Consider the following 25,158-nt stretch of genomic DNA (forward strand, 5'->3'; position numbering starts at 1 on the left):
GCTCGGGATTTGTGTGCGATTGAACCATGTTTCTGTGCGATACTCGTGATTTGTGTGCGAACGAACCATGTTTCTGTGCGATACTCGTGATTTGTGTGCGAACGAACCGTGTTTCTGTGCGATGCTCGGGATTTGTGTGCGAACGAACCGTGTTTCTGTGCGATGCTCGGGATTTGTGTGCGAACGAACCATGTTTCTGTGCGATGCTCGTGATTTGTGTGCGAACGAACCATGTTTCTGTGCGATACTCGGGATTTGTGTGCGAACGAACCGTGTTTCTGTGCGATGCTCGTGATTTGTGTGCGAACGAACCGTGTTTCTGTGCGATCCTCATGATTTTTCCGAGGTTCGCCCTATTTTATGCTGATATGAAAAATTGTACTATTTTTCAACAAATTTCCTATTGTTCTTTTTCCATTTCGAGTACCCTCGAATTTGTTTATATAGAACTATCATGTTTTTTCTGTAATTCAATTAAATTTCGTTCAATCTTCTCTATTAAGATATTGTCGCAAAACAACTAATATTAGGGAGGTTCGAGGGAAGAAATAAATTCTAGACAAAAATACCGGACACATTTTATAAGATGTGCCGATTCTTATCTATATGTGAAAGAATTTGATTAACGGTTTTCAAAAATCGCTATTTTCCTTATGCTACAATGAACTCACTTAGAACAGGACAAACTTATTATTCTAAAAGGAGATGTTATTTTTGAAGATCTACGATAACACAAAAGAGAGAGGAAATGTTTCAGTAGAGGTTACTATATTAAGTTTGGTCTTAACATTCACCATTTATAATCTAATGAATGTTCATTTGTGGAGTGTCAGCTTTAATGCTATTGATTATGTTCTTAAACCGTTTATGCTACTGCCTTTTACACTCCCATTACTAATAGTATTATTACATCGAGGAATTTATGCATGGAATAATGTCAGAAGTTTGCGATTTATTTTACAATGGAAGCAAGGTGTTTTCATCCCTAGAATTGTAGAAAAGAGATTACCAATCTACATAGTAGATGATCGTAGTTTTAAGAGTGAATTACCGTTACGGAAAAATACAATTGTAGATATGAGATTGAAAAATAGGAATAATCCAGTTTTGAATCACAATGTGGATGTAATTAAACTAACACCTAATTCGAATCAAGTCAGTATTCACTATTTAATTGAGCGAGCAAATCTGATGGTGAAGGACACGGCACTGAAAGATAAACCAATTACCTTCTTAGTTGATAGCAAAGATGATAGAAATAGAATGATATCGAAAATATGGCTTCGATTGATCCGTAATCCTTATTGCAAATCTGCAGAGGATGACATTCATACTATTTCAAAGTTAGTCTATTAACATATTAAGATTACTTTATATAAATACTAATAAATCGATGGGCAAAGGAGCTTGTGGATTTATATAAAGGAGGAGCTGGTACTTTCCCTCTCAGTGGGGGGGCAGATACTTTATAACATTAAAAAGTAGGTGAGGTTATTCTGATAATTTATTTCATATTACGGTAAAGATGAAGCAGCCATTTTTACCGCTATGGTTTTCTTTGAAGTGCATAATTGCGTCCTAAAACTACTACACTTTTTTCTAGCGAGAAAGAATCTTCCCCCACCTAGAACTGGAACTAGGTGCCAATGGATCAGCTTGTTGTGCGCCTAAAATGAGAATCCCCACTCATAGTAGGTTTTGGAAAGGTACAACGGCTATGACATTGTTGGATTACTGAAAAAAGAAACGTGCCCTATTTTTCAGTGGTCCACTTCTTTCTCGTTAGCTTTTTTTATACATCTCAATCAAAAAACTCCCACAAAAAAAGGGCAACTTAAAAGTACCCCTTTTAAATCACCCGTCAAACTTAGATATTATTCATTTACTGTTTTTTTAGTATTATTACGTTCCTGTTCTTCACTATTTTCTAAAATAAATGCTGGAGTTTTCCCATATGTAGCCCATAGGAAAACGAGTGCAACACAAGCAATTAACACAAGAGGTGGAGCTATTGTAATGAAAAACCAAGTTACATTCATGTTCATACAACTCCTTTAATAGATGCTGGATTATTTTTTTCCTTCCACATAATCAGCATCAAATAAGAATAGTTTCATTAGTAAAAATAAAGATGGAATTAGTAGAAACAATCCCGCGATAAATGCAATAATGAGCGCTAGTGCCATAGATTCGTTTGTAAACCCATCGTAGATCGTTAAATATGGATAAAGTAAATAAGGGAAGTGCGATACTCCATATCCAAAAAACGCACTAAAATATTGAATCATTACCAATACAAAGGCAGTTCCATAATTTCTTTTTTTCCAAATTAGATATGCGGCTACTCCAAAGGAAGCTAAGGAAATTCCGAATACCCACCATATATCTAACATATTTTGATAGTGTTCATAGTTTTGCTGTCTTAGTAAAAAGAATACGATGATCCCTGCTAAAATGGACGGAAATGACCAAGTTAATGCATATTTACGTAATAGTTGTAATGCATTTTCATCTTTCGCTCGAGACGCATAGTAAGTTAAAAAACTAGCAGAAATAAAGAGAACACTAACGATCGATAAGACTACTACTCCCCAAGAATACGTGCTTGTAAATAGCTCTCTGTATAGTAGGCTAACATATCCATCTTCTAAACTTACATACCCACCTTCTGAGATGGTTAATACAGTTGATAACGATGCAGGAATCAATAATCCTGTCGCTCCATATAGAAAGGAATATAGACGACTTTCTTTTGCTCCATAAGTTGCAAAAGCATAATAAGAACCACGAACAGCTATTAAAATGATGGCAACACTACCAGGGATAAGGAGAGCTGTTCCATAATAATACGCTGTGTCTGGAAAGAATCCAACAATTCCTATAAAGAAAAATACGAGGAATACGTTCGTTACTTCCCAAACAGGTGAAAGATAACGCTGGATGATGTTGTGAATGATATGGTTTTTATTTGTTCGTTTTGAATAATAGCTGAAAAAACCAGCCCCGAAATCGATGGATGCTACAATTAGGTAGCCGTATAAAAATGTCCATAGAACGGTAATCCCAACAACTTCATAACTCATTGATCGTATCCCCCTTTTTAATTTATTTTTCGATGAGTATCATGACTGATACCGAGCTTTTCCAGTTCGTGTTCCACTGGATTTGATTGAAACATTCGGCGTAATACGATAATACATGTTGCTCCTAAAACAGCATAAAGGGCGATAAATACATATAACATAATATCCACGTGAGGAGATGTTGTTGCTCCTTCTGCAACGGTCATCACTTGATTTAAGATCCAAGGTTGACGACCAACTTCTGCAAAAATCCAGCCAGCTTCTATCGCAAGCATGGATAGAGGTCCGCCTGCTACAACAGCCCATAGCATTGGACGATTAAAAGCATTCCATTTATTTGTCCAATTTATAAATATAAAAAATGCGGATACTGCTGCTAAATACATGCCGATAAACACCATTAAATCGAACATATAATGTATCCACAATGGAGGAAGCTCATCTTGTGGAAAATCATTTAATCCAATTACTACTGTATCTGGTGAATTTCCAGCTAAAATACTAAGTGCGTATGGTATTTGTAACGCATACTTAACCTCGTTTTCCTCTGTTAGAAAACCACCTAAAATGAGAGGTGCTTCACTCTCTGTTTCAAAATGCCACTCAGCCGCTGCTAATTTCTCCGGCTGATGCTCGTGTAGATACTTTCCTGAGAAATCTCCAATTACCGCTGTTCCCACTGCGAAAACGGCTGCTGCTACCATCGTAAGGTGAAGAGCTTTTTTATGATATACATGCTTGTTTCCTTTTAAAATATGAAAAGCTGCAATAGCTCCTAAAATGAAAGCGGACGTTAAGTAACAAGTTATGATAACATGTGAAATTTTCGTCGGTGTAGCTGGGTTAAACATGGCAGCTAACGGACTTACATCTGTTAATATTCCGTCAACTAATGTAAAACCTTGAGGTGCGTTCATAAACGAGTTCACGGTTGTAATAAAGAACGCACTAGCTGTTGCTCCAATAACGATAGGAATAACTAACAAGAAGTGTTTTAGTTTGCTCTTAAATCGATCCCATGTATACAAATAGATTCCTAGGAAAATAGCTTCAAAGAAGAAAGCGAAAGTCTCCATGAACATAGGTAATCCAATTGTATGTCCTGCGGCACGCATAAAATTTGGCCACAATAGACTTAGTTGTAAACCTATCGCTGTTCCCGTAACAACTCCAACTGCTACAGTAACAACAAATCCTCTAGCCCACCTTCGAGCCATTAGTGTGTAGTGTGGATCATTTCTCTTTATTCCCATCCATTCTGCTATGGCGATCATTAACGGAATTCCAACACCAATTGTCGCAAAAATAACGTGAAACGCTAAAGTCAACGTGGTTAATAAGCGACTATAAAGGACCGGATCGTACTCGAACATATAACTCGCTCCTATCTTTATATATAGTAAATAGCTATACTTTGTGAATTATTTAACACTATATACATAGTATTAAACCTCCGTAGAAAAAATTATAGGTGTTTTCCCTCATATTTTGTGAATTTGTGAGCGTTTTTTGAACACGATGTGAAAACTTTGTGAAGGGAGGTTATGGAGGGTAAAAGCGGTATAAAAATTTAATGCTTTAAACTAATATCATATTAGTGTGACAATTCTGTAAAGTGTGTTATTATCTGCATGAAGAGAATTTAGAATTTATTTAGGAGGGAATGGAAGTAATCAATTATTATAGCTGAAATTGTCTAAATTTTATGAAATGTAAGGGAGTGCATAAATAAATGAGTAACAAAGATTGGTTAAAATGGCAGAAGGAAGTCTTATATGAAGAATATATTGAGCCAGAATTAGAGAAAAGATCCTTAATAGAAAAGAAACAAAAGAAAGTTGATCACTCATTAGAGGTTGAAACGAAGTATAAAACTGTTAGTCAAAAATGAAGGAAAAGGAATAACGATTGGTGCCACGGCCAGTTGTTATTCCTTTTTTTATGAGTAATTGTGTCTAGCTTCCTTAGTATATATTGATGCTGAGATGGAGACTTCTTTTACAGAACCCCAATAGTTCCTATTGGAGACCTTGAGAGCTCATAAGGAAAAAAAGAGGCTAGAACAGGAGGGAACTGTCCTTATGAGGATTGGAGAAAAAACCTTCGAAAGCTCGCCGCCTTATTTTCCCCCGACGATCACCTACATTCTAATAATTTTAAAAAAATAAATTAAATCACTTGACGTAAATTATTAATTATTATATAGTTAATTACATAAAGTAAGTAATGAGAAAAAGGTAACTTAAAAACTAGGAGGTAGTTGCAAAATGACAACTTTTACATTAGACAAAGTACACAGTGGTGTTGGATTTCAAGTGAAACATATGATGATTGCAAAGGCGAAAGGTGAGTTTACGGATTTTGACGTGAAAGTAGAGGGTGACTTAGAGAACTTAGAAGGATTAAACATTCAAGTTACTGTTGATCCATCTTCTATCGATACAAAGAATGATGATCGTGATGGACACCTTCGTTCTGCTGACTTCTTTGATGTAGATAATTTCAAGAGCATAAAGATAGTTAGTAAATCTATTAGCAAAGTTTCTGCTAATGAGTATGAGCTTACAGCGGACGTTACAATTAAAGATGTGACGAATACAGAAAAGTTTACAGTGGAATTCAATGGAACTTCTAAAAATCCAATGGATGGAAGCACTGTAACTGGTTTTGATGTGGAAGGAAAATTAAATCGTGAAGCGTATGGTTTAACTTGGAACGCCCCTTTAGAAACTGGTGGCGTATTAGTAGGGAAAGAAGTAAAATTAAGCGCTAACTTTGAATTTATTGTGGAATAATAAATTAAATGTAATACCTAACACAATTCTGAATACAAATAGTTGAATAAAAGGATTTCGTTCAGAGACCACACTACACATATGGGAACTCCATGATGGTAGCAGTGGTCTTTTTTTGTGAGGACGAATCAGCTCCTAGATAGAAAAACATCTAGCTTAGCTCGAGTTCTTTAAGGGTAACCAAACAATAAACAAATAATAAACAAACAAGAAAGAGGAGGTCCAACGTGACTGCACAATTTTCTGGTGTAAAACGAACGCAGTTATTAGAAGAAATGACCCATTCTAAATTCGATGTTCTTATTATAGGAGGAGGAATTACAGGTGCAGGAATTGCTATGGATGCATCATCTAGAGGACTGGAAACAGCTTTAGTAGAAATGCAAGATTTTGCTGCAGGTACGTCGAGCCGCTCTACTAAACTTGTTCATGGTGGGTTGAGATACTTAAAGAAGTTGGAAATTAAACTTGTATCACAAGTAGGTAAAGAAAGAGCAATTGTATATGAAAATGGGCCGCACGTTACAGTTCCTGAGTGGATGCTCTTACCTATTCAAAAAGGTGGAACCTTCGGGAGGTTATCCACCTCCTTAGGGTTACGAATGTACGATATGCTAGCTCGAGTAAATAAAGAAGAAAGAAGAAGAATGCTATCCGTTAGTGAGACCTTGAAAAAAGAGCCCCTTCTTAAAAGTGATGGATTAAAGGGTAGCGGATTTTATGTAGAATATCGGACAGATGACGCAAGGTTAACTGTCGAAGTAATAAAGGCCGCAGTTCAGTATGGTACGAAGGCAGTAAATTACTCGAAAGTGGAGCAATTACTATATGAGAATGGAAAGGTAGTGGGTGCCAAAGTTCGAGATACTCTATCAGATCTTATATATAGTATCTATGCAACCAAAGTGATAAATGCGACGGGGCCCTGGATTGATACGATTCGTGAACAGGACCGTTCAAAATCAGGAAAGGAATTAAGATTATCAAAAGGAGTACACTTAGTTATAGATAAATCACGTTTTCCACTATCTCATGCAGTATATTTTGATACACCTGATGGAAGAATGGTGTTTGCGATACCAAGAGGAGAGAAAGCGTATGTTGGAACAACAGATACGTTTTACAATGGAAACATTACATCACCAAGAATGACAGAAGATGATATTGAATACATCACTGGCGCAGTAAATGACATGTTTCCTGAAGTGAAACTAACCCCTCATGATGTAGAATCAAGCTGGGCTGGATTACGGCCCCTTATTCTGGAAGAAGGAAAAGACCCATCTGAAATATCCCGAAAAGATGAAATATGGCAATCTCATTCAGGTCTTATTACTATCGCGGGCGGAAAACTAACTGGTTATCGGAAAATGGCTGAAACTGTGGTAGACCTAGTTGTGAAGGTAAGAAAAAAAGAAGTTGGTAATCGAATGAAGATCCCTCATTGTAAAACAAAGCAACTTCCAATCTCTGGTGGTAACGTAGGAGGTTCAAAAGGGTATCCAGCGTTTGTACAAAATAAGTTGAAACAGGCAAAAAAACACGGTTTTACAGAAAAAGAAGGAGAGTGGCTTATCCATTTATACGGATCTAACATTGATACAGTATTTTCATTAAAAGAGGTGTATGAAAAGGAATATAAGTTCCAGTTACCGTTATATTTGTATTACTCCCTTCTATATAGCATCTTTTTCGAGATGACACTGAAACCAGAAGATTACTTTGTTAGACGAACAGGTGCATTATTTTTTGATATAAACTGGGTTAAGAAGTGGAAAAAAGGGGTAATCAATTGTATGGCCCATTACCTTAACTGGACATCAGCGGAGAAAGAACTGCACCTTCAAGAACTAGAAGATGCAATCGTTGCAGCAGAGTCCACGATATTGGCCGATTCATAACTAATAACATATTTACTATATGATCTGGCAACAAGTGAGCTAGATCATTTTTACTGAAATGTTTTACATTTTCTGAATATTTGTTAAGCTTACAATACGAATAATTTGAAAAGTCGTACAAAGGGAAATAGAGGAGGCCATCGATGAGTCGAGATTTAATGAGTGACATTTATAAGGAATATGAAAACAGAGGCGGTTTTGAAAACCTTGCTGGTAAAGGGAAACCAATTCCCTCAGAAGCGTTTAGAGGAGAACCATTAAATAATGTTTTAAAAAATGCTAATTATCTTCCTGAATGGATACAGCAACAACATAGAGTGAAAGCTGCAATTTTAGAGTTGTTAACAAAAATAATCAATGCTGAAATTATAGGAGATGAGATTGATAAGGAAGTGAAGGAAATTAATGTGAAAGTGAAGAAATATAATAGTATTTGTCCTTCGCTCCTTCAGAAATCACCAGTGACAAAAGAGACGTTGCGATTTGATAAAGATAAATGGATGTAATCTTTTAGAAGATGATGAAGGGAAATTTCATGCTTTTCTTTGATATCGATGATACGCTTTTAGACCATAATTCTGCTGAAAGAAATGCTGCACTAGATTTTTATCATGTACATAAGCATGATCTTCACATGAAAGAACAAGAGTTTATTTCTTTATGGGTAAACTTATCCCATGAATTCTTTCAAAAATTTGTAGCAAAGGAAATTTCATTTGAAGAGCAAAGACAGTTAAGAATGAAGAAGTTATTTTCTAGTGTTAGAAGTATTAGTAATGAGGAAGCGACGTTGTTGTTTGATGAGTATGTTGAGTTTTATAAACTAAATTGGCGAGCCTTTGCAGATGTGATCCCATGCTTAAGAAATGCTGTGGGTAATGACGTTCCTCTTGGTGTAATAAGTAACGGAGATACAACACAACAAATAGAGAAGCTTACTTCCATGGGAATTCAAAACTATTTCTCTATTGTTGTTACTTCTACCGATATAGGTTACTCTAAACCCAACCCACATATATTTCAAGAAGCATGCAAGCGTGTAGGGAAGAATGTAAGTAATTGTATGTATATAGGTGATAGGCTCGATGTGGATGCAATTGGTAGCACAGAGGCTGGGATGATAGGGGTATGGTTGAATCGATATCTAGGGCAAAGTAGTCGCCCTAGTACTACACCTATCATTCAAAATTTAGGTGAGTTACAGCCCTTAATGAATTCTCTCTATAAAAAATGAAAAAAGATGTCTCAAGGTGGGTCCATACCCAATTTGAGACATCCTTTTCTTTTTGTTAAAAAGACTTTCCAGCTATTTCTTCTAATGTTAGGTCAAATTGTTGAATATAGGATGCAGCGGTAATTCCAACATATCTTAGATGCCATGGTTCATATGTGTATCCTGTAATAGGTTCTTTTCCTTGAGGATAACGTATGATATAGCCATGTTTGTAAGCATTGTCCTTTAACCACTTACCTTCTATTGTGTTTCCGAAACTTTGGTCTAAACGAAAGTTCATAGCCTTTGAGGAAACATCCATTGCTAAGCCTGTTTGATGCTCGCTTGTTCCAGGGCGAGCACTAACTCTTTCAGCTTCTGAACGCCCCATTGTTGAGACATAGTGGTTAAATAATGTGGTTTGCCTGTTAAAAGACCGATAACCAGATACAGCATATAAGTGTACGCCATCTTTTTCTGCTGCGGAAAACAAGAATTCTAATGCTTCCGCGGCTTCTTTTCTAAGATAACGTTTCTCATCGTTTCCTGAAAAAGAAAAACGAACATTCGGAACCGTTAGATCAGGTGGAATAAATCCATCAGGTAATTTCCTTTCCTTATTTACTATTAACAGAAAGGAAGTAGGATTCGTTATCACAGGAACAGCGTCATCAGATGATTGAAGGTTTTCTTCTAATGACGGAAATGCAAAAGGACCTTCAGGAGATTTCGGTTCTTCTTCCTTTTTTTCTTCCTCTTTCTGTTCAGGTTCCTTCCTAACGTTTTCCTTTTCCTTAGAATTTGTTTCTGCATTCTCCTTCTTAGTGTCTTCATCATTGTTCATTTCTTCTCTTGGCTCCATGTCGGTATCATCCTCCAATGGATCAACAATTGAAACACTGTCTTTTTCTTTTAGTGTATGGTTCATAGTGGAATGAACCTGCACTATTTTCGAGGCAGTCTCATTCATTACGTTATGATCAAATTCTTTTGTTATGACGATAGATAAGGTAAGTATGACTAATAAGGCAGATACATAATAAATGAATTTTCTTCTTTTTTGTTTTTGATTCTTGCTCATAAAAAACCTTCTCTCTACGAATCGTAGTTTTTGCTTCGGGATAGAGATAGTAAATCTAATGAAGGAAGGTTATGATTTCTCCTCACTCTATCTTTCTACTGTTCTAGTAAAGGTTCTCCTTTTCTAACAAGACACATAATACCAGCGATTAGATAAAACACTCCAGGTAAAAGTCCGATCCCAAAGCTAACAAGTGCGATAATGATGGAAGTGGAAAGAAAAAGAATCGCTGCAACTTTTGGATTTTTGTTTCCTCTTAATAAAATCATAGCAATGATTCCTAACGCTACGGCTAAGAAACTAACAATGGCAATAACCCAACCACTAGAGCCTAGCACAGAAATAAATGAATCGATATCACTTATTGCCAAAGATGGATCCTCTAGAGCTATCTCGTAAAATATATCTCTTACCATTTCTTCATTGTCGTGCAGAATAATAAGCATTGTTCCGATAAATGCAGTAATACTAAAGGCAATTGCACCAATTACCCCTAAAATAATCTCAGCAGTTCGTTTCATTGTAAAGCCCCTTTCACATTATGTATTTTCTAATAGATAACTAAGACTTTATATTTCCATATAACCTATGAAAAGTTACATAGAGCTGATAAAGGAATTTCTTAATCTATGACAATTATATTATAAAGTTGACACTTTTGATAAAAAATTTTTTCTTGTTTTAAAGGTTTATGTAAAAGGATAAATTATTTTAGTGCGCGAAAAGTACATAACAGTTTTTCACCAAAAGGTGAAAATGCAGGAAGAGGAAGATGTAGAATCTGCCGTAAAACACCAGGCAAAAAGAAGTATCCAATTTATACAGTGGATTCAAAAAAGAACGAAATAAGAGTAATAATTTTAGGGCTTTTGATTGACCTGTGTTTAGTGCATTTATTAACACTCTTATTATAGAATGAAAAGTGGTTTTAATTACCCACTATTTCCAGAGGAATAATTTTAATATTCTGAAAATTTTTACCTTTTAAAAAAACCAAGCAGATGAAATTCCTAACTTGGTCTTTTTCTATTTAGTTATCGTATTTTTCTCTTGCGCTTTCATACATTGCCACAATCATATCATACGTTGCGTATCCAAGTTTTCTTTCTGTAATTCTCCCATCTGGATCAATGACAATAGTGGTGGGCATAGAGTTTATACGGTATAGATCTCTCACTAACCCCTCTCTATCCATTACTAAATCGTATGGCATTTGAAAATCATTTGTAAAATTATCTACTCGTTCTTCGCTTGCTTCTGTTGTGGTCATATTTACTCCTAAGACTGTCACATTTTCATCGAGGTAATTTTCATGGAATTCAATTAAATATGGAATTTCATCACGACAAGGACCACACCATGACGCCCATGCATTCAGAATGACAAAACTTCCTTTATAATCTGAAATTGACTTTTGCTCATTTTCTTGCCAAACATCGAGTGTTACATTGGGTGCAAGTTTCCCTAAGGAAGCACCAACTTCATTTGACTTAGAATAAGTGTTATCTTCGGTCTCATTATTATTTACTGGATTAGTAAAATAATCCTCTAAAAGTTGCTGATTCGTATCTGTATCTAGAAAGAAATAATCGTATACCACATATCCGATAAACAAAATGGCAATGGAAGCAATTAGTAAATTAATCCCTTTTTGATTCAATTTGTGGACCCTCACTTTATAAGTACTATTTCTGCTAACATTATTATAATATATATCAACCATACTGTTTACTAATTAGAACCAATACTTGCTTACAATGAAGAAAAAATGTTATTGAGTGATGTTACAATTAGCAAGAAAAGCACTGAAATAACAATAGTTTATAATTTACATTCTTGCTCCAGACACATTGTTCTTTTTTAATATAGTGCCACGACCACTTCATTATTATGAAGTGGTTTTTAAGGCAACAGGATGAGAAGAATTCTTTAGATATAGCTGTGGATAATGGGAAAAGACCCTCTCTTATATTTATCAGTATTCATTCCTTTTTTTACAAATGTACTTCCAAAATGTTTGTAGTGAAATAAGGAGGGAATAAGGCAAACTATATATGTACGCAAAAATATGCGTGTTGGAGGTGTAACTTTGCATACAGAAGATCAAATCAATCAATTAAAAGACGGGTTAATTCAAAGGAAAGAGGAATTAGAGGATCGACTTCAAGGTCAACACTACGGATTAGATTTTGCTCATGCAAAAGAATCAGTAGGAGAATTATCTAATTATGATAATCATCCAGGAGATCAAGGAACGGAATTGTATGAGCGAGAAAAAGACCTCGCGTTGAATGAACATTCGGAGCAACATATTCGAGAAATAGATAGAGCACTAAAGGCAATAGAGGAAGGAAACTACGGAAATTGTCAAATTTGCGGTGAAGAGATACCGTTAGAGCGATTAGAAGTAGTTCCAACTGCAACACGTTGTGTCAAGCATACAGAGGAGAAGTATGTTTCTGAAAATCGACCGGTGGAAGAAGATATACTGAATCCAGCTTTTGGTCAATATGAATACGATGAAAGCTATGGAAATGAGACATTTTTCGACGCAGAAGATGCATGGCAAGCGGTAAGTGTTTATGGATCTTCAGAAACTCCATCTGATTTTTACAATACGGAAAAAGACTACAACAACATGTTTGTGGAATCAGACGAGCAGGTTGGATATGTGGAAGAAATAGAACAAATTTTAACAGCCAATATGGAAGGAGAATACTCTGGAGTTAGTGTAGATCATCGAAGGTATGAAAATTATCTCGATGATAATAGTGTAACATCCATCTTAGATGGTAATAACGAAGATGAAATATAATATATAGCTAAAGGTGTTTCAAGGGATTGCCACCCTTGGAGCGCCTATTTGAGTTTTGGAGTAATGTAGGAAAAGGCTATATCGTTGAAAATGTTACAATATCCCTGTTTTGCAAAATGAATTTCGATACATAGTAAATATTTTCTATAAAAGTTAGGAGGGAAGAGTAATGCATTATGGTTACATCAGATTTTACCAATAGTGTTCTTTCTATTGTTTATTTAAAAAAATTAGCGAATATTGGCTTCGCTTATATTGGTGTCATAGTCATTATTATGTTATTAATGTCTAACTGGTATAGGTTACATTAGAAACAAGAAAAATAAATCCGAATGAGGGTTTATTTTTTTTGTAACAAAATTAATAAAAACTTTACATATAAGCGATTGATTATATAAGCATTCGCTTATATAATGTAATTGGAGTAAGGGGAGGTGACCGAAATGACCGTTCTACATGAAGTTAGTATAGAGCAAGGGGCACAATTACTAAAATTGTTAGGAGACAAAACGAGATTAACGATTGTATCCATTTTAATGTATGAAGAATGCTGTGTTTGCGAGCTTGTTGAGGTGTTGAAAATGAGTCAGCCTTCCATTAGTCAGCATATCGCTAAGTTAAAATCAGCTGAAATAGTGAAAGAAAGAAGAAAAGGTCAATGGATTTTTTATCGAATCAATAAAGATTCGGAACTATTTCCCCTTGTGGAAAGCATTAGTACTCACATTCCTGATCAAAAAGATCAAATAAAGCAGTTGGAAGTAAACGGAATGCGAGTTTGTTGTGATTAGATTAGAGAAGGATGTGAACAAATGTCAGACGGATCATTAGAAAACAAAGGTCAAGGACTTAGTTTTTTTGAACGCTATTTAACTTTGTGGGTAGCTCTTTGTATTATTATTGGGATTGCATTAGGGCAATTTTTTCCTGTAGTTCCAAATACATTAGATCAGTTTAAGTATGCAGAAGTATCTATTCCAGTTGCTATCTTAATTTGGTTAATGATATATCCAATGATGGCAAAAATTGATTTTACTAGCATTGTGGATGCAGGGAAGAAACCAAAAGGCCTCATTATAACCCTGGTTGTGAACTGGCTAATAAAACCCTTCACCATGTTTTTCTTCGCGTGGTTGTTTTTCCGATTTATATTTAGTCCATTTATTCCAGAAGGATTGGCTACAGAGTATATAGCTGGAGCTGTGCTACTAGGAGCGGCACCTTGTACCGCTATGGTTTTTGTATGGAGTTACTTAACGAAAGGTGATGCAGGCTACACATTAATTCAAGTATCGGTAAATGATCTTATTTTAATCTTTGCTTACGGTCCTATCGTTGCGCTTCTTTTACGAGTAAATAATGTTATTGTTCCGTTAGACACAGTATTTTTATCAGTATTATTGTTTATCGTTATCCCATTAGTAGCAGGATGGATTTCTCGTGTACTCATTGTAAAAAATAAGGGTGTCGAGTGGTTTGAGCAAGTGTATCTAAAAAAGGCAGGAAACTTTACCATCATTGGACTATTATTAACGTTAATTATTCTATTCTCTTTCCAAGGTGATGTTATTTTAAATAACCCACTACACATTGTACTCATTTCTGTTCCATTAATTATTCAAACATTATTTATCTTTGCAGTGGCTTATTTTTGGGCGAAGTGGTGGAGAATCAAACACAGCATTGCAGCACCAGCGGCAATGATTGGAACGAGTAACTTCTTTGAATTGGCAGTAGCAGTTGCCATCGCTCTTTTCGGATTAAATCATGGTGCAGCACTCGTTACCGTAGTTGGTGTACTTGTAGAGGTTCCGCTTATGCTTTATTTAGTGCGTATAGCAAATAAAACGAAGCATTGGTTTCCGGAGAGTAGCTTAGTAAAATAGTTACCACAGAAACATGGCTCAATCGTATAAATTCACACAAAATACAAAAATCGTACAAATACGCGATAACCATATAACAATACAAAAGGAGTTTTCAAAATGACAAAACCAATTATCTATTTCTTATGTACAGGAAATTCTTGCAGAAGCCAAATGGCAGAAGCTTGGGGTAAAAAATATTTAGGAGAGAAATACGATGTGTATTCTGCAGGAATTGAAGCACATGGTGTGAATCCAAAAGCGGTAAAAGCAATGCAAGAAGTTGAGATTGATATTACAGATCAAACATCTGATACCATCGACCAAGAATTGCTAGAGAGAGCAGATTTAGTTGTAACTTTGTGTGGTCATGCGAATGACGTATGTCCAGCAACTCCACCAAACAAAGACCGTGTCCACTGGGGGTTTGATGATCCAGCCAAAGCGGAAGGTACTGATGAAGAAAAGTGGTCTGTTTTCCAACGAGTTCGTGATGAAATTGGAGATCGGATTAAAACATTTGCGGAAACAGGAAAATAAAATGTGGAGCCGAATTTATTCGGCTTTTTCCTATATAGAGAAGAGGGGGAACCTTAAATGAAAATTAGAGTATATGACCCAGCGCTATGTTGCCCAACTGGTGTATGTGGACCTAGTGTTGATCCTGAATTAACGAGAATTGCAACTGCCATTTTTTTACTTCAAAAAAAAGGTGTAGATATTAAACGATATAACTTAGGAAGTGAACCTAACGAATTTGTGGAAGAGCCAAAGGTTCAAGCAATGCTTCAAGAAAAGGAACTCGACGCATTGCCTCTTGTTCTTGTAGATGGTGAAGTGAAGAAAGTAGGGAAGTATCCAACGAATAGTGAGTTAGCGGATTGGACGGGTATATCCGAACAGTATCTAATGAAAAAAGAGGAAAAGCGTGGGAAATTTAATTTGCTTTAATAAGAAATAACATAAAAGGATGATTACCTTGTATCCATTGTTTAACACGAAAGCCATTGAAAATACGCCATTCTTATTTTTTACTGGTAAAGGTGGTGTCGGGAAAACCTCTACAGCTTGTGCAACCGCAGTATCACTAGCGGATGAGGGGAAACAAGTTCTTATTGTTAGTACAGATCCAGCTTCCAATTTGCAAGATGTATTTTCTATGGAAGTAGGGTCGCACATCCAACAAGTGGAGAGTGCCCCTGGTTTATACGCAGTGAATATAGATCCAGAAGAAGCTGCTGCTACCTATCGAGAAAAGGTGGTTGGCCCCTATCGAGAGAAGCTTCCTGCACCAGTAGTTGCTCAAATGGAAGAACAGCTATCAGGAGCTTGTACGGTAGAAATTGCCGCATTCGACGAGTTCTCTCATCTATTAACGGATGATGAAATCAAAGATCGCTTTGACTTCATTATCTTTGATACGGCACCTACAGGTCATACATTACGATTGCTTCAGCTACCAACAGCATGGTCTGGCTTTTTAGAAGAGAGTATGCACGGAGCTTCGTGTTTAGGACCTTTATCAGGCCTTGGTGAAAAAAAAGCATTATATGAAGCGGCAGTAGATGCATTAGCGGATAGACGGAAGACAACCCTTATTCTTGTCACAAAACTTGATAAGTCAGCAATTTCTGAAGGAGAACGAGCGGCAAAGGAACTATTCGAAGTGGGATTAACAAATCAACTGGTTGTTATTAATGGGGTGTTTCAGTTAACTGACAACGATGACGAAGTAGCTAATAAGTTTTATTATCGTCAGCAAGAAGCTAATAAAGAAATGAGCGAAGAACTTCGCAGACTTCCAATGTACGAGCTTCCATACATTCCATTTGCTTTAACTGGAATAGAAGCTTTGCGAAAGTTTTTTCACTATTCATATCAAGATGATCAAATAACAATGGAGGAAGATGTGGAACTAGCCCCACTTCCTAGATTACATGTTCTTGTAGAACGCTTGTCGGAAAAAGATCATGGTGTGGTCATGACCATGGGCAAAGGTGGCGTCGGGAAAACAACGGTTGCTTCTGCTATTGCAGTTGGACTTGCAATGAAAGGGAAAAAGGTACATTTAACAACAACAGATCCAGCAGCACATATAGAATATGTAATGCGAAATAATAGTATTAGTGAGCAAGTAACAATAAGTAGAATAGATCCTGTTAAAGAAGTAGAATCGTACAGAAAGAGTGTACTGGAGACTGCAGGTGCTGATTTAGACGAGGCTGGTTTAGCATATTTGCAAGAAGACTTACATTCTCCATGCACAGAAGAAATTGCTATTTTCCAAGCATTTAGTAAGGTGGTTGACCGAGCGGAGGATGAATTTGTTATTATTGATACAGCACCAACTGGTCATACTTTATTGCTTTTGGATGCATCTCAGTCCTATTTTCAAGAGATTGAACGCTCTACTGGAGACGTTCCTGATTCCGTCAAAAAATTGTTACCTCGTCTAAGAAATAGGGAGGAAACGGATGTTGTTATCGTCACTTTACCTGAAGCAACGCCTGTGCTAGAAGCATCGAGATTACAAAATGATTTAGTACGTGCAGGACTAACACCAAGCTGTTGGGTAATAAATCAAAGCTTTGCTGCATCACATACAAAGAATCCTATTCTACGTACACGAGCAAAGGCAGAACAAACTTGGATTGAGCTTGTCTTGGAAAACCAAGAAAAAGAAGTCGTATTGATTCCATGGATGGAAGAAGAAGTAGTAGGGTTAGATACATTAAAGAAACTCGTTGAAGAGGAGGAGTAATAATGAATATTTCTAATGAAGCAAAGGATTTTTTACTTGGAGTAATGGAAAGAGAAGAAAAGAGTACTCTTCGCATGTATTTTGCAGGCATGGGCTGAGGCAGTCCACGAATTGGCGTGGCTCTGGAAGAGCCCGAAAGTGGAGACGATGTAGTAGAAATTAACGGGATCTCGGTTGCAATTGATCCTGTGATAAAATCTCAAACAGTAAATCTAACGTTAGACTATGAAGAGAGAAATGGTCAAGGTGGTTTACTTTTAAAAGGAATGGAAGATTGCTGTTAAGGTTCGACTCGAGATGGTGGGTGGCCCACACAAAAAACCTTTGCATCCCCTCGGAGAATGACTAGCTCAGCACAATGTTGCCCAACCTAAACGCAATAGAAAAAAGGGTGAATCGATTATATGTCGGTCCACCCTTTTTATAATTTTTCACTTTTTATTGCCGCGGTAGATCTTTGTATTGCTCTTTGTACTACTTAAATAACGAAAGCCCTACCTCTCTTTCGTCCTTATGATTCCGAGACCATGCCAGTGTAGATAAGGCTACTCAGAGTGTGTTACAAGATTCCAATCAAATATATTTCAGAGACACGTAATTTTTAATGAAAAGTAAAAAACCATGTACATATAGTACTTAAATATTGTAGCATAATTAAAGGTATATTGCAAATTGTGTTATGTTAATTAGCTGTTATTAGTTGAAATGTTTAGCCTTTCAGCACCATTTGCATAGGTACTAAACTGAGTTGGAACACTTTCTATAATGATGGAGGAAGGTTAAAATATACTATAAGGCATCATTCAATTTGAGGCAGACTACCGTGTAAGGGATATATGGACCATGACGGATGAAAATACGTTATGAGTAATAGTTAGTACTCTGCACTTTATATGGAAATGAGCGTAGGTCCACGAACTCCTGTGGGAAGTAGAGTAAAGGCGAGACACCGCAGAACGCTTGCGTTCGAGGAGGCTCGGCAACTCCCCACGGAAAGGAGTGGACTGTAGCGAATGGAATATAAACCAACAAAGTTGGTCATACTAGATAAGTTTGACTACCAATAACCCAGTATTTTCAGGGGAGACACGGTAAACAGAATTATTAATAGATAAAAGTATAACGTTATATAAATTAATAGAATAAGGTGAAAAAGATGAAAATAGATGATTATCGTTTATTAGTGGAGTTAAGCAAAACAGGAACTATTCGAAGTGCGGCAACCAATTTAATGATCTCGCAACCTGCCATAAGTCAGCGATTAAAGCATATAGAACGGGATTGGGGAGTGGAATTGTTTATTCGCACTCCAAAACAATTACTATTAACGCCAGCAGGTGAAAAAGTAGTTGGATTTGCAAAAGAAATGATACTAGAAGAAAGACGTATTAGGGATGAAGTCAATTCTTTATTAGGGGAAGTGGGAGGCGTACTTTCATTAGGTGTTTCTTCTGTGATTGGTCAGTATGTATTGCCACCAGTACTTGAAAAGTATATTGATATGTACCCAAAAGTACAGGTGAACTTAACGACAGGTTTAAGTAATGATTTACGAAAAAACTTTTTGGATTATCATATTGCAATTATCCGTGGTGAGAAGATTAACCATCAGCCTTGTCAGCATTTATTCTCTGATCGCTTATTTCTTATAGACTTGAAAAAATTTGAGAAACAACAATCTAATCCACGTCCGTTGATCGCGTTTCAAGGCGATGATGTTTTACAATCAGCGGTACAAAGGTGGTTTATTGAGAATGATCAAGTGTTGTTTTCTCAAATGATTAAAGTAGATCAAATTGAGACATGTAAGCAGCTAATGAAAAGTGGAATGGGAATGGCAGTTCTTCCAGAGACTGCATTAGGTGATTTAGGTGAAGAATACACTTATCAGCCTTTAGTTATGGGGGGGGAAGCACTTACTCGGGAAACGTGGATAACGTATTCAAATAATATAGACAAGCTACCTCAAGCAAAAGCCTTTATTGATTTAATAGATTCCGAATCAAATAAGTAATTAATTTTGCAATCAATCATGATTTTTCATAGAAATAGGAATTTCATTGAGCGAAGCAATAATTAAACTAGTAACCGACTTAGATAATGACAGCTTTTTGGGCATTACGAATAGAAGCGTTAACGAATAATCCTGAGTCATTTGCTATCACATATGAGGAAACGCAGAAACGAGAGAACCCTAAAGAATCAGCAACAACCAACTCATAAATTTAACCTGGTCTTGTGGTAGGTGTTACAAGAGCAGACTTTTTTAAAGAGAATTGGAACTTTGACATGCCTTAGTGAATTACTTAGTAAAGAAGAAATTCTTACTTAAGGAGATGTCAATTTATGTTTTATCATATTAAGGAATTACAATACGATGCAAAACCCCAATGCCCAGATCCTCTTTTTGCAAAGCAATTACAAGAGATTCTAGGTGGTCAATATGGGGAGATATCAGTTGCATTACAATATTTATTCCAAGGGTGGAACACACGTGGTTCTGAAAAATACAGAGATATGTTAATGGATGTAGGAACAGAGGAATTGGCTCATGTAGAAATGCTAGCTACTATGATTGCAAGATTACTTGATGGAGCACCAATAGGAGACCAAGAAACAGCTGCAAAAGATCCAGTATTAGGGGCTGTTTTAGGTGGAATGAATCCTCAACATGCAATTGTCTCTGGATTAGGTGCACTACCAGCAGATAGTGTAGGGAATCCTTGGACTGCTGCCTACATTGGAGCAAGTGGAAACTTATTAGCAGATTTTCGCGCCAACTTAACTGCTGAATCACAAGGAAGACTTCAAGCAGTTCGTTTATATGAAGCAGCGAATGACCCTGGCGTAAAGGACATGTTATCATTCTTAATTGCCAGAGATACAATGCATCAAAATATGTGGAAAGCTGCAATTGCGGAACTAGAAGCACAAGAGAATATTGTTGTACCGAGTACGTTCCCTAAACATTTAGAGAAAAATGAAGTTGCTTATGACTTCTATAACTTATCAGAAGGAGAACAGAGCAGTAAAGGTAGATGGGCTCATGGTAAGAGTATGGATAGCCAAGGAAGCTTTAAGTATTATTCACAACCACCTGCATTTGGCGAGAAGCCTTTCTTAAAACCAGCTCCGAAATATACGCATAACACATTACCTACAATTCGCTCGGAAGAAAATAAGGATAATAATTAGTTTAAAATAATGGAGAGGCTGGGACATAACGAAAGTGTAACATTGAAAAGACGAACCAGGTAACCTTAGCGGAGGAAATATCAGAAGACTCCGGCGGGATCAAAAGGCAAGGGTAAGACCCCAAGAGTGCTTAAGCGCTCGGCGGCTCACCAGCCGTCCGCGGAAAGCGAAGTATTTTTCTGCAGTGAATAGTATACCAAGAATCATTTCGTTCGGATTTCTCTTTGTTGAAAACACTTTTGTCCCAGCCTCTTCTTCAATTTAGCGTTTAAAAGTTGTTCTATAAAAATTTAATTTTTCCCTCTACTTATGTCATAATAAAGTAAAATATCTAAGGAGGAAAAGTTATGATAAAATGGGGTATTTTAAGTAGTGCTAACATTGCCGCAAAGGCAATTGTTCCAGCTTTACAAAAAGCAGAGAATGCTGAATTAGTAGCCGTAGCAAGTGAAAGTGGAAAAGCCCAAAAGACAGCCGAAGAATGGGGAGCGGCGAAGTTTTACAATTCGTATTTGGAACTTTTGAACGATCCTGATATCGATGCAGTTTATATTCCGTTACCAAATAGTTTACATAAAGAATGGGTTATTGAAACAGCAAAACATAAAAAACATGTGTTAGTGGAAAAACCAGCAGGAATTACAGCAGAGGAAGTAAAGGAAATGATTCAGGGTTGTGAAGAAAATAATGTCTTTTTTATGGAAGCATTCATGTACCAATTCCATCCGCAGCACGACAGAGTAAAAGAAATAATGAAGAGTGGAGAAATAGGTGAAATTAAACTTATCCGCTCGACTTTCTCCTTCCCTATAGACTTAGAAAGCAATAACATTCGCCTAAATGCGAAATTAGGTGGCGGAAGCTTATTCGATGTTGGATGCTATTGTGTTCATGTAAGTCGTTTACTTCTAGAGAGAGAACCAGAACAAGTTTACTTAAACAGTAATGTAGATCCAAAGCTTGGGGTAGATCTAACCTCAACAGGGGTATTACATTTCGGATCTGTTTTAGCAACTATTGATTGTAGCTTTGAGCAACCTCGATCTAACAGATATGAAGTAGTTGGTACAAAAGGTTCCATAGAAGTTCCATTTGCATTTCGACCGGATGCAAAACCTGATAGTAGTGACGGATTTTTATTAATAAAAAATGATCACAGCGAAGTAGTTCGAGAAGAACGTGTGGAAGGTGATCAGTATAAAATACAAATGGAACACTTTTCAAGTTGTATTTTAGAAAAAAAATCACCTTCCTATACGGGAGAGCAAACATATCATAACTTAAAAGTCATTGAGTCTCTTTATGCATCAATGGAAACCAATGCACCAATAAAATTATAGAAATCAAACTTAAAAATGGTGTGCGAGAGGGTAAATAAACCTTTTGGCACACCATTTTTTGGTTTTACTAGTTGCTTTGAAAAACTACTAATGCTTTATCTGTTTAACTTATTTCAAAAAACTACTGAACATTTAAGCTGTTACAATTATAATGATATAGATAGGAGAAAAAAATGTCGTTTTTTGAAATAAATTTTAGAATAAAGGTTTAATTTATTGAATGCACTAGTATTATTGTAACAGGGTATGTGGAGTAAACTGGTTAATAAGGTATTACTCGTATAGTAAATTCACAGTATGTATTAGTTGTTTCATATAAAAATATACCTAGGAGAAATATAGAGGAGGTACTTATTTTTATGTCTACAGAGTCTTCATACCTGTCTAAAAGGGTTCGAATGACTATTCTATATACAATTTTATTTTTGCTTGGGTTATTTTCAAGAATGTCCCCGGTTGAATTTGTTTACGGAATAAGTTTTTCTTTTTATAGTATTTTCTTACTACTTCTATTCAGGACTTTTGGTATACGTTGGATGATTATTTCTGCATCAATCATCCATTTAATAGCTGTTTTTTTCTATGGAGATAGCATTTGGAATCTTATTACAATAGCAGAGGTACTTTTTATCGGACTTTTCATTGTTTATAAGAAAATGAATAATATGGTACTTTTAGCTGGTGCCTTTTGGATCGTCTTAGGAATTCCTGTTTCCATTGGTCTTTATTATTTTGATTTTTTCGGAGATATCAGTAACACACAGCTTTACGTTTTATTATGTATGTCTTTAACGAACGGAGTATTTAATGCGTTAATAGCTGATATGTTAGTAACATATATCCCTTTTAATAACCTATTAAATCCAAGAGAATCAAAGAGGAATGTATTTTATTTTCATCAGATTATTTCTTCTATGCTTATGGCTGTTATATTTATCCCTTTTTTACTGAACATGGCTTATACAAGCTGGAACACACAGGAGAAAACGGAGATTGAGATACAACAACAGGCGGAAAATCAAATATCAACAATTAGGAGAGAATTAGAAGGTTGGAGTCATGACGAATTAAACAAATTGATGTTATTTGGAACAGTACAAATAGGTCAGCTTCAGGATAGAGTAAGCTATTTTGCTTCACAAAATAAATCTGAAATAGCTATTACTAACAATAATAATACTGTCCTTGCTGCAAGTGCTAGTGATATACAGCAAAGGCTACCACTTGATATTAGACAACATGAAATAGAAGTTGCTGTAACAAATAATCTTTCTCTTTTTTTATCTGAGGAAAAAGCTCAAAATTACTCTCTAGCAAGATGGAGTGAAGGTAACTATGTATACTTTGAAGAGGGAATCCATCCAAGTATGCAGGCAACTCTAATATTTCCTATAATTGCTTATCAAGGTGACATGTTTATCTATTTTTTAGAACAATTTAGACTGTTACTTTTCTTTTTGGTAAGTGCACTTGTATTATCGTTTATTATAAAACGTTTCTTAGTTAATACATTAAATCAATTAACAAATTCTACTACTGGATTACCCATGAAATTACAGACGAATCAAAAGGTTGAGTGGCCAGAAAGTAGCTTAGAAGAGATAAATAAACTAACAATTAATTTCAAACATATGTCCAAGCAGTTAAACCAACTATTTCAAAACGGTGAATTGATGAATCAGAAATTAAAAGCACAAACAAATATTCTACAAAAATCAGAAGAAAAATTATTTGAGTTCGCATATTATGACTCACTAACGGGACTACCTAACCGTCAATATTTTCAAAATACTTTAAGGCAATTGATTAATAAAGATAAATCAATAGATGATGTTATTGGTGTTTTGTTTATGGATTTAAATCAATTTAAACAAATCAATGATACGTTAGGTCATGTTGTAGGAGATGAATTATTACGTTTAGTAGCCAAGAAGCTGAATTTATTGCAGGATGACTATACAAGAGTTTTTCGATTAGGTGGAGATGAGTTTGTTGTAATTTTCCAAGCAAAAAATAAAGAAGAGGTTATTAAGTTAGGGGACGAAATAATATCTATCTTCTCTGATCCTATTAATATCAATGGTTTGTCATTGTATGTTACTACGAGTGTTGGTGTAAGCTTATACCCTACAGATGGAAATGATTTGGACACCTTAGTAAAGTACGCAGATATGGCAATGTATAGTGCAAAAGAAAAGGGAAGGAATTATATCCAGTTCTTTGATGAGTTTATGAAAGAAGAGCTATCATTGCGAATGACATTAAATCATGGGCTTCAAGAGGCGCTCCTGGATGAACAATTTGAGTTGTATTTCCAACCGAAAATGAAAACTAGTACAGGGAAGTTATCGAGTATTGAAGCATTAATTCGTTGGAAACATCCCGAGTTAGGTTATGTATCACCAGCAGTCTTCATTCCTGTGGCAGAAGAAACTGGATTAATTCTTGGAATGGATGAATGGGGCTTAAAAACAGCTTGTTTACAGAACAAAAAATGGCAGGATTTAGGTGCAGAGAAAGTACCAATTGCAGTTAATTTATCAGCAAAACATTTTTATCATGGTCAATTAATTGAAATGATAAAAAGAGCATTAGAACTATCTAATTTAGATCCTCAATATTTACAAATAGAAATAACAGAAAGTGTATTTATGAAAAACTTAGGAGAAGTAATAGGCATTATGGAGCGGATACGAAATATGGGAGTTAGTATCTCTATTGATGATTTTGGTAGTGGCTACTCTTCCTTAAGTCAACTAGTTAATTTACCGATTAATGAAATGAAGCTTGATATGGAATTTATTAGAGGGATCGATGTAAATAAGAAGAAGGCTTCTATGGTAAAACTTATCGTACAATTAGCACACTCATTAGGCTTAAATGTAGTTGCAGAAGGAATTGAAACGATGGAGGAGCTAGAATATCTCCAACAAATTCATTGTGATGAGGTGCAAGGATATCTATTTAGTAAGCCTATTCCTCATGATGAACTGTATAATAAATTTTATAGAATTGAAGTTTAGTGTTATGTGTATGGAAAAAAGGATTTTAATATCAAACGAGCAGCTGACTCTTATTAGAAATTGATCAATAAATAATGTGTCAATCA

At 35.9% G+C, this 25,158-nt stretch carries 24 protein-coding genes; 18 read left to right on the top strand and 6 right to left on the bottom strand.

Going from position 1 to position 25,158, the window contains the following annotated elements:
• Positions 1–714 precede the first annotated feature (714 nt).
• Complete coding sequence (locus ACERII_RS04555; protein WP_373640394.1) at positions 715–1,356, top strand: hypothetical protein; 642 nt, start codon at positions 715–717, stop codon at positions 1,354–1,356.
• 518 nt (positions 1,357–1,874) lie between these two features.
• Here ACERII_RS04555 and cydS read toward each other — a convergent pair.
• The 3 genes from cydS to ACERII_RS04570 are packed head-to-tail and all read right to left on the bottom strand — an operon-like array spanning position 1,875 to position 4,456.
• On the bottom strand, positions 1,875–2,039 hold the full coding sequence (cydS, locus tag ACERII_RS04560) for a cytochrome bd oxidase small subunit CydS family protein (RefSeq protein ID WP_373640396.1): 165 nt from the start codon (positions 2,037–2,039) through the stop codon (positions 1,875–1,877).
• Positions 2,040–2,069: 30 nt separating this feature from the next.
• Positions 2,070–3,083, bottom strand: a complete 1,014-nt coding sequence (locus ACERII_RS04565; protein WP_373640397.1) for a cytochrome d ubiquinol oxidase subunit II — start codon at positions 3,081–3,083, stop codon at positions 2,070–2,072.
• A 17-nt stretch (positions 3,084–3,100) separates the two neighbouring features.
• Positions 3,101–4,456: a cytochrome ubiquinol oxidase subunit I gene (locus ACERII_RS04570; protein ID WP_373640399.1), complete on the bottom strand. Its 1,356-nt coding sequence runs from the start codon at positions 4,454–4,456 to the stop codon at positions 3,101–3,103.
• A gap of 359 nt (positions 4,457–4,815) precedes the next feature.
• Between ACERII_RS04570 and ACERII_RS04575 the strand changes: the two genes are divergently transcribed.
• The 5 genes from ACERII_RS04575 (at position 4,816) to ACERII_RS04595 (ending at position 9,013) form a co-directional block, all read left to right on the top strand.
• On the top strand, positions 4,816–4,974 hold the full coding sequence (locus ACERII_RS04575) for a hypothetical protein (RefSeq protein WP_373640400.1): 159 nt from the start codon (positions 4,816–4,818) through the stop codon (positions 4,972–4,974).
• 376 nt (positions 4,975–5,350) lie between these two features.
• Complete coding sequence (locus ACERII_RS04580) at positions 5,351–5,878, top strand: YceI family protein (RefSeq protein ID WP_373640402.1); 528 nt, start codon at positions 5,351–5,353, stop codon at positions 5,876–5,878.
• Between the two features lie 275 nt (positions 5,879–6,153).
• Positions 6,154–7,779, top strand: a complete 1,626-nt coding sequence (locus ACERII_RS04585; RefSeq protein WP_373640534.1) for a glycerol-3-phosphate dehydrogenase/oxidase — start codon at positions 6,154–6,156, stop codon at positions 7,777–7,779.
• Between the two features lie 143 nt (positions 7,780–7,922).
• Positions 7,923–8,285: a DnaJ family domain-containing protein gene (locus tag ACERII_RS04590; protein WP_373640403.1), complete on the top strand. Its 363-nt coding sequence runs from the start codon at positions 7,923–7,925 to the stop codon at positions 8,283–8,285.
• Between the two features lie 29 nt (positions 8,286–8,314).
• A complete protein-coding gene (locus ACERII_RS04595; RefSeq protein ID WP_373640406.1) occupies positions 8,315–9,013 on the top strand; it encodes an HAD family hydrolase in 699 nt (232 codons plus the stop codon).
• Between the two features lie 55 nt (positions 9,014–9,068).
• Here the strand turns inward: ACERII_RS04595 and ACERII_RS04600 are convergent, their stop codons facing one another.
• The 3 genes from ACERII_RS04600 to ACERII_RS04610 all read right to left on the bottom strand — a co-directional run bounded on the left by ACERII_RS04600 (position 9,069) and on the right by ACERII_RS04610 (position 11,733).
• Positions 9,069–10,073: a M15 family metallopeptidase gene (locus ACERII_RS04600; protein WP_373640408.1), complete on the bottom strand. Its 1,005-nt coding sequence runs from the start codon at positions 10,071–10,073 to the stop codon at positions 9,069–9,071.
• A 95-nt stretch (positions 10,074–10,168) separates the two neighbouring features.
• Positions 10,169–10,594: a DUF4064 domain-containing protein gene (locus tag ACERII_RS04605; RefSeq protein ID WP_373640409.1), complete on the bottom strand. Its 426-nt coding sequence runs from the start codon at positions 10,592–10,594 to the stop codon at positions 10,169–10,171.
• Between the two features lie 509 nt (positions 10,595–11,103).
• Positions 11,104–11,733 carry a TlpA family protein disulfide reductase gene (locus ACERII_RS04610; RefSeq protein WP_373640410.1) on the bottom strand — a complete coding sequence of 210 codons (630 nt, stop codon included), beginning with the start codon at positions 11,731–11,733 and terminating at the stop codon, positions 11,104–11,106.
• Positions 11,734–12,162: 429 nt separating this feature from the next.
• Between ACERII_RS04610 and ACERII_RS04615 the strand changes: the two genes are divergently transcribed.
• The 12 genes from ACERII_RS04615 to ACERII_RS04670 all read left to right on the top strand — a co-directional run bounded on the left by ACERII_RS04615 (position 12,163) and on the right by ACERII_RS04670 (position 25,072).
• Complete coding sequence (locus tag ACERII_RS04615) at positions 12,163–12,888, top strand: TraR/DksA C4-type zinc finger protein (protein ID WP_373640413.1); 726 nt, start codon at positions 12,163–12,165, stop codon at positions 12,886–12,888.
• A gap of 176 nt (positions 12,889–13,064) precedes the next feature.
• Entirely contained in the window at positions 13,065–13,199 is a 135-nt protein-coding gene (locus tag ACERII_RS04620; protein WP_373640415.1) for a hypothetical protein, read from the top strand.
• Positions 13,200–13,331: 132 nt separating this feature from the next.
• A complete protein-coding gene (locus tag ACERII_RS04625) occupies positions 13,332–13,679 on the top strand; it encodes an ArsR/SmtB family transcription factor (protein ID WP_373640417.1) in 348 nt (115 codons plus the stop codon).
• Between the two features lie 21 nt (positions 13,680–13,700).
• On the top strand, positions 13,701–14,774 hold the full coding sequence (gene arsB, locus ACERII_RS04630; protein ID WP_373640418.1) for an ACR3 family arsenite efflux transporter: 1,074 nt from the start codon (positions 13,701–13,703) through the stop codon (positions 14,772–14,774).
• Between the two features lie 99 nt (positions 14,775–14,873).
• Entirely contained in the window at positions 14,874–15,293 is a 420-nt protein-coding gene (gene arsC / locus ACERII_RS04635; protein ID WP_373640419.1) for an arsenate reductase (thioredoxin), read from the top strand.
• 57 nt (positions 15,294–15,350) lie between these two features.
• Positions 15,351–15,704 carry an arsenite efflux transporter metallochaperone ArsD gene (arsD, locus tag ACERII_RS04640; RefSeq protein ID WP_373640420.1) on the top strand — a complete coding sequence of 118 codons (354 nt, stop codon included), beginning with the start codon at positions 15,351–15,353 and terminating at the stop codon, positions 15,702–15,704.
• Positions 15,705–15,732: 28 nt separating this feature from the next.
• Entirely contained in the window at positions 15,733–17,514 is a 1,782-nt protein-coding gene (gene arsA / locus ACERII_RS04645) for an arsenical pump-driving ATPase (RefSeq protein ID WP_373640421.1), read from the top strand.
• Between the two features lie 116 nt (positions 17,515–17,630).
• Positions 17,631–17,798, top strand: coding sequence for a hypothetical protein (locus ACERII_RS04650; RefSeq protein ID WP_373640423.1), 168 nt, complete (start codon positions 17,631–17,633; stop codon positions 17,796–17,798).
• Between the two features lie 872 nt (positions 17,799–18,670).
• Positions 18,671–19,528, top strand: coding sequence for a LysR family transcriptional regulator (locus ACERII_RS04655; protein ID WP_373640425.1), 858 nt, complete (start codon positions 18,671–18,673; stop codon positions 19,526–19,528).
• Between the two features lie 332 nt (positions 19,529–19,860).
• On the top strand, positions 19,861–20,709 hold the full coding sequence (locus ACERII_RS04660) for a manganese catalase (protein WP_373640427.1): 849 nt from the start codon (positions 19,861–19,863) through the stop codon (positions 20,707–20,709).
• Between the two features lie 347 nt (positions 20,710–21,056).
• Positions 21,057–22,049, top strand: a complete 993-nt coding sequence (locus ACERII_RS04665) for a Gfo/Idh/MocA family protein (RefSeq protein WP_373640428.1) — start codon at positions 21,057–21,059, stop codon at positions 22,047–22,049.
• A 359-nt stretch (positions 22,050–22,408) separates the two neighbouring features.
• Positions 22,409–25,072: a putative bifunctional diguanylate cyclase/phosphodiesterase gene (locus ACERII_RS04670; RefSeq protein WP_373640429.1), complete on the top strand. Its 2,664-nt coding sequence runs from the start codon at positions 22,409–22,411 to the stop codon at positions 25,070–25,072.
• Positions 25,073–25,158: the final 86 nt, after the last annotated feature.

This window comes from Evansella sp. AB-rgal1 (genome assembly GCF_041820985.1).
GTDB lineage: Bacteria > Bacillota > Bacilli > Bacillales > Salisediminibacteriaceae > Evansella.

Bases quoted from the DNA above. Each gene is read 5' to 3' on its own strand.
- ACERII_RS04625 (WP_373640417.1), top strand. From the start codon at position 13,332: ATGACCGTTCTACATGAAGTTAGTATAGAGCAAGGGGCACAATTACTA.
- arsC (WP_373640419.1), top strand. From the start codon at position 14,874: ATGACAAAACCAATTATCTATTTCTTATGTACAGGAAATTCTTGCAGA.
- ACERII_RS04670 (WP_373640429.1), top strand. From the start codon at position 22,409: ATGTCTACAGAGTCTTCATACCTGTCTAAAAGGGTTCGAATGACTATT.
- ACERII_RS04585 (WP_373640534.1), top strand. From the start codon at position 6,154: ATGACCCATTCTAAATTCGATGTTCTTATTATAGGAGGAGGAATTACA.
- arsB (WP_373640418.1), top strand. From the start codon at position 13,701: ATGTCAGACGGATCATTAGAAAACAAAGGTCAAGGACTTAGTTTTTTT.
- ACERII_RS04660 (WP_373640427.1), top strand. From the start codon at position 19,861: ATGTTTTATCATATTAAGGAATTACAATACGATGCAAAACCCCAATGC.
- ACERII_RS04580 (WP_373640402.1), top strand. From the start codon at position 5,351: ATGACAACTTTTACATTAGACAAAGTACACAGTGGTGTTGGATTTCAA.
- ACERII_RS04620 (WP_373640415.1), top strand. From the start codon at position 13,065: ATGGTTACATCAGATTTTACCAATAGTGTTCTTTCTATTGTTTATTTA.
- ACERII_RS04655 (WP_373640425.1), top strand. From the start codon at position 18,671: ATGAAAATAGATGATTATCGTTTATTAGTGGAGTTAAGCAAAACAGGA.
- ACERII_RS04590 (WP_373640403.1), top strand. From the start codon at position 7,923: ATGAGTCGAGATTTAATGAGTGACATTTATAAGGAATATGAAAACAGA.
- ACERII_RS04600 (WP_373640408.1), bottom strand. From the start codon at position 10,073: ATGAGCAAGAATCAAAAACAAAAAAGAAGAAAATTCATTTATTATGTA.
- ACERII_RS04595 (WP_373640406.1), top strand. From the start codon at position 8,315: ATGCTTTTCTTTGATATCGATGATACGCTTTTAGACCATAATTCTGCT.
- ACERII_RS04575 (WP_373640400.1), top strand. From the start codon at position 4,816: ATGAGTAACAAAGATTGGTTAAAATGGCAGAAGGAAGTCTTATATGAA.
- ACERII_RS04605 (WP_373640409.1), bottom strand. From the start codon at position 10,594: ATGAAACGAACTGCTGAGATTATTTTAGGGGTAATTGGTGCAATTGCC.
- ACERII_RS04570 (WP_373640399.1), bottom strand. From the start codon at position 4,456: ATGTTCGAGTACGATCCGGTCCTTTATAGTCGCTTATTAACCACGTTG.
- cydS (WP_373640396.1), bottom strand. From the start codon at position 2,039: ATGAATGTAACTTGGTTTTTCATTACAATAGCTCCACCTCTTGTGTTA.
- arsD (WP_373640420.1), top strand. From the start codon at position 15,351: ATGAAAATTAGAGTATATGACCCAGCGCTATGTTGCCCAACTGGTGTA.
- ACERII_RS04565 (WP_373640397.1), bottom strand. From the start codon at position 3,083: ATGAGTTATGAAGTTGTTGGGATTACCGTTCTATGGACATTTTTATAC.
- ACERII_RS04665 (WP_373640428.1), top strand. From the start codon at position 21,057: ATGATAAAATGGGGTATTTTAAGTAGTGCTAACATTGCCGCAAAGGCA.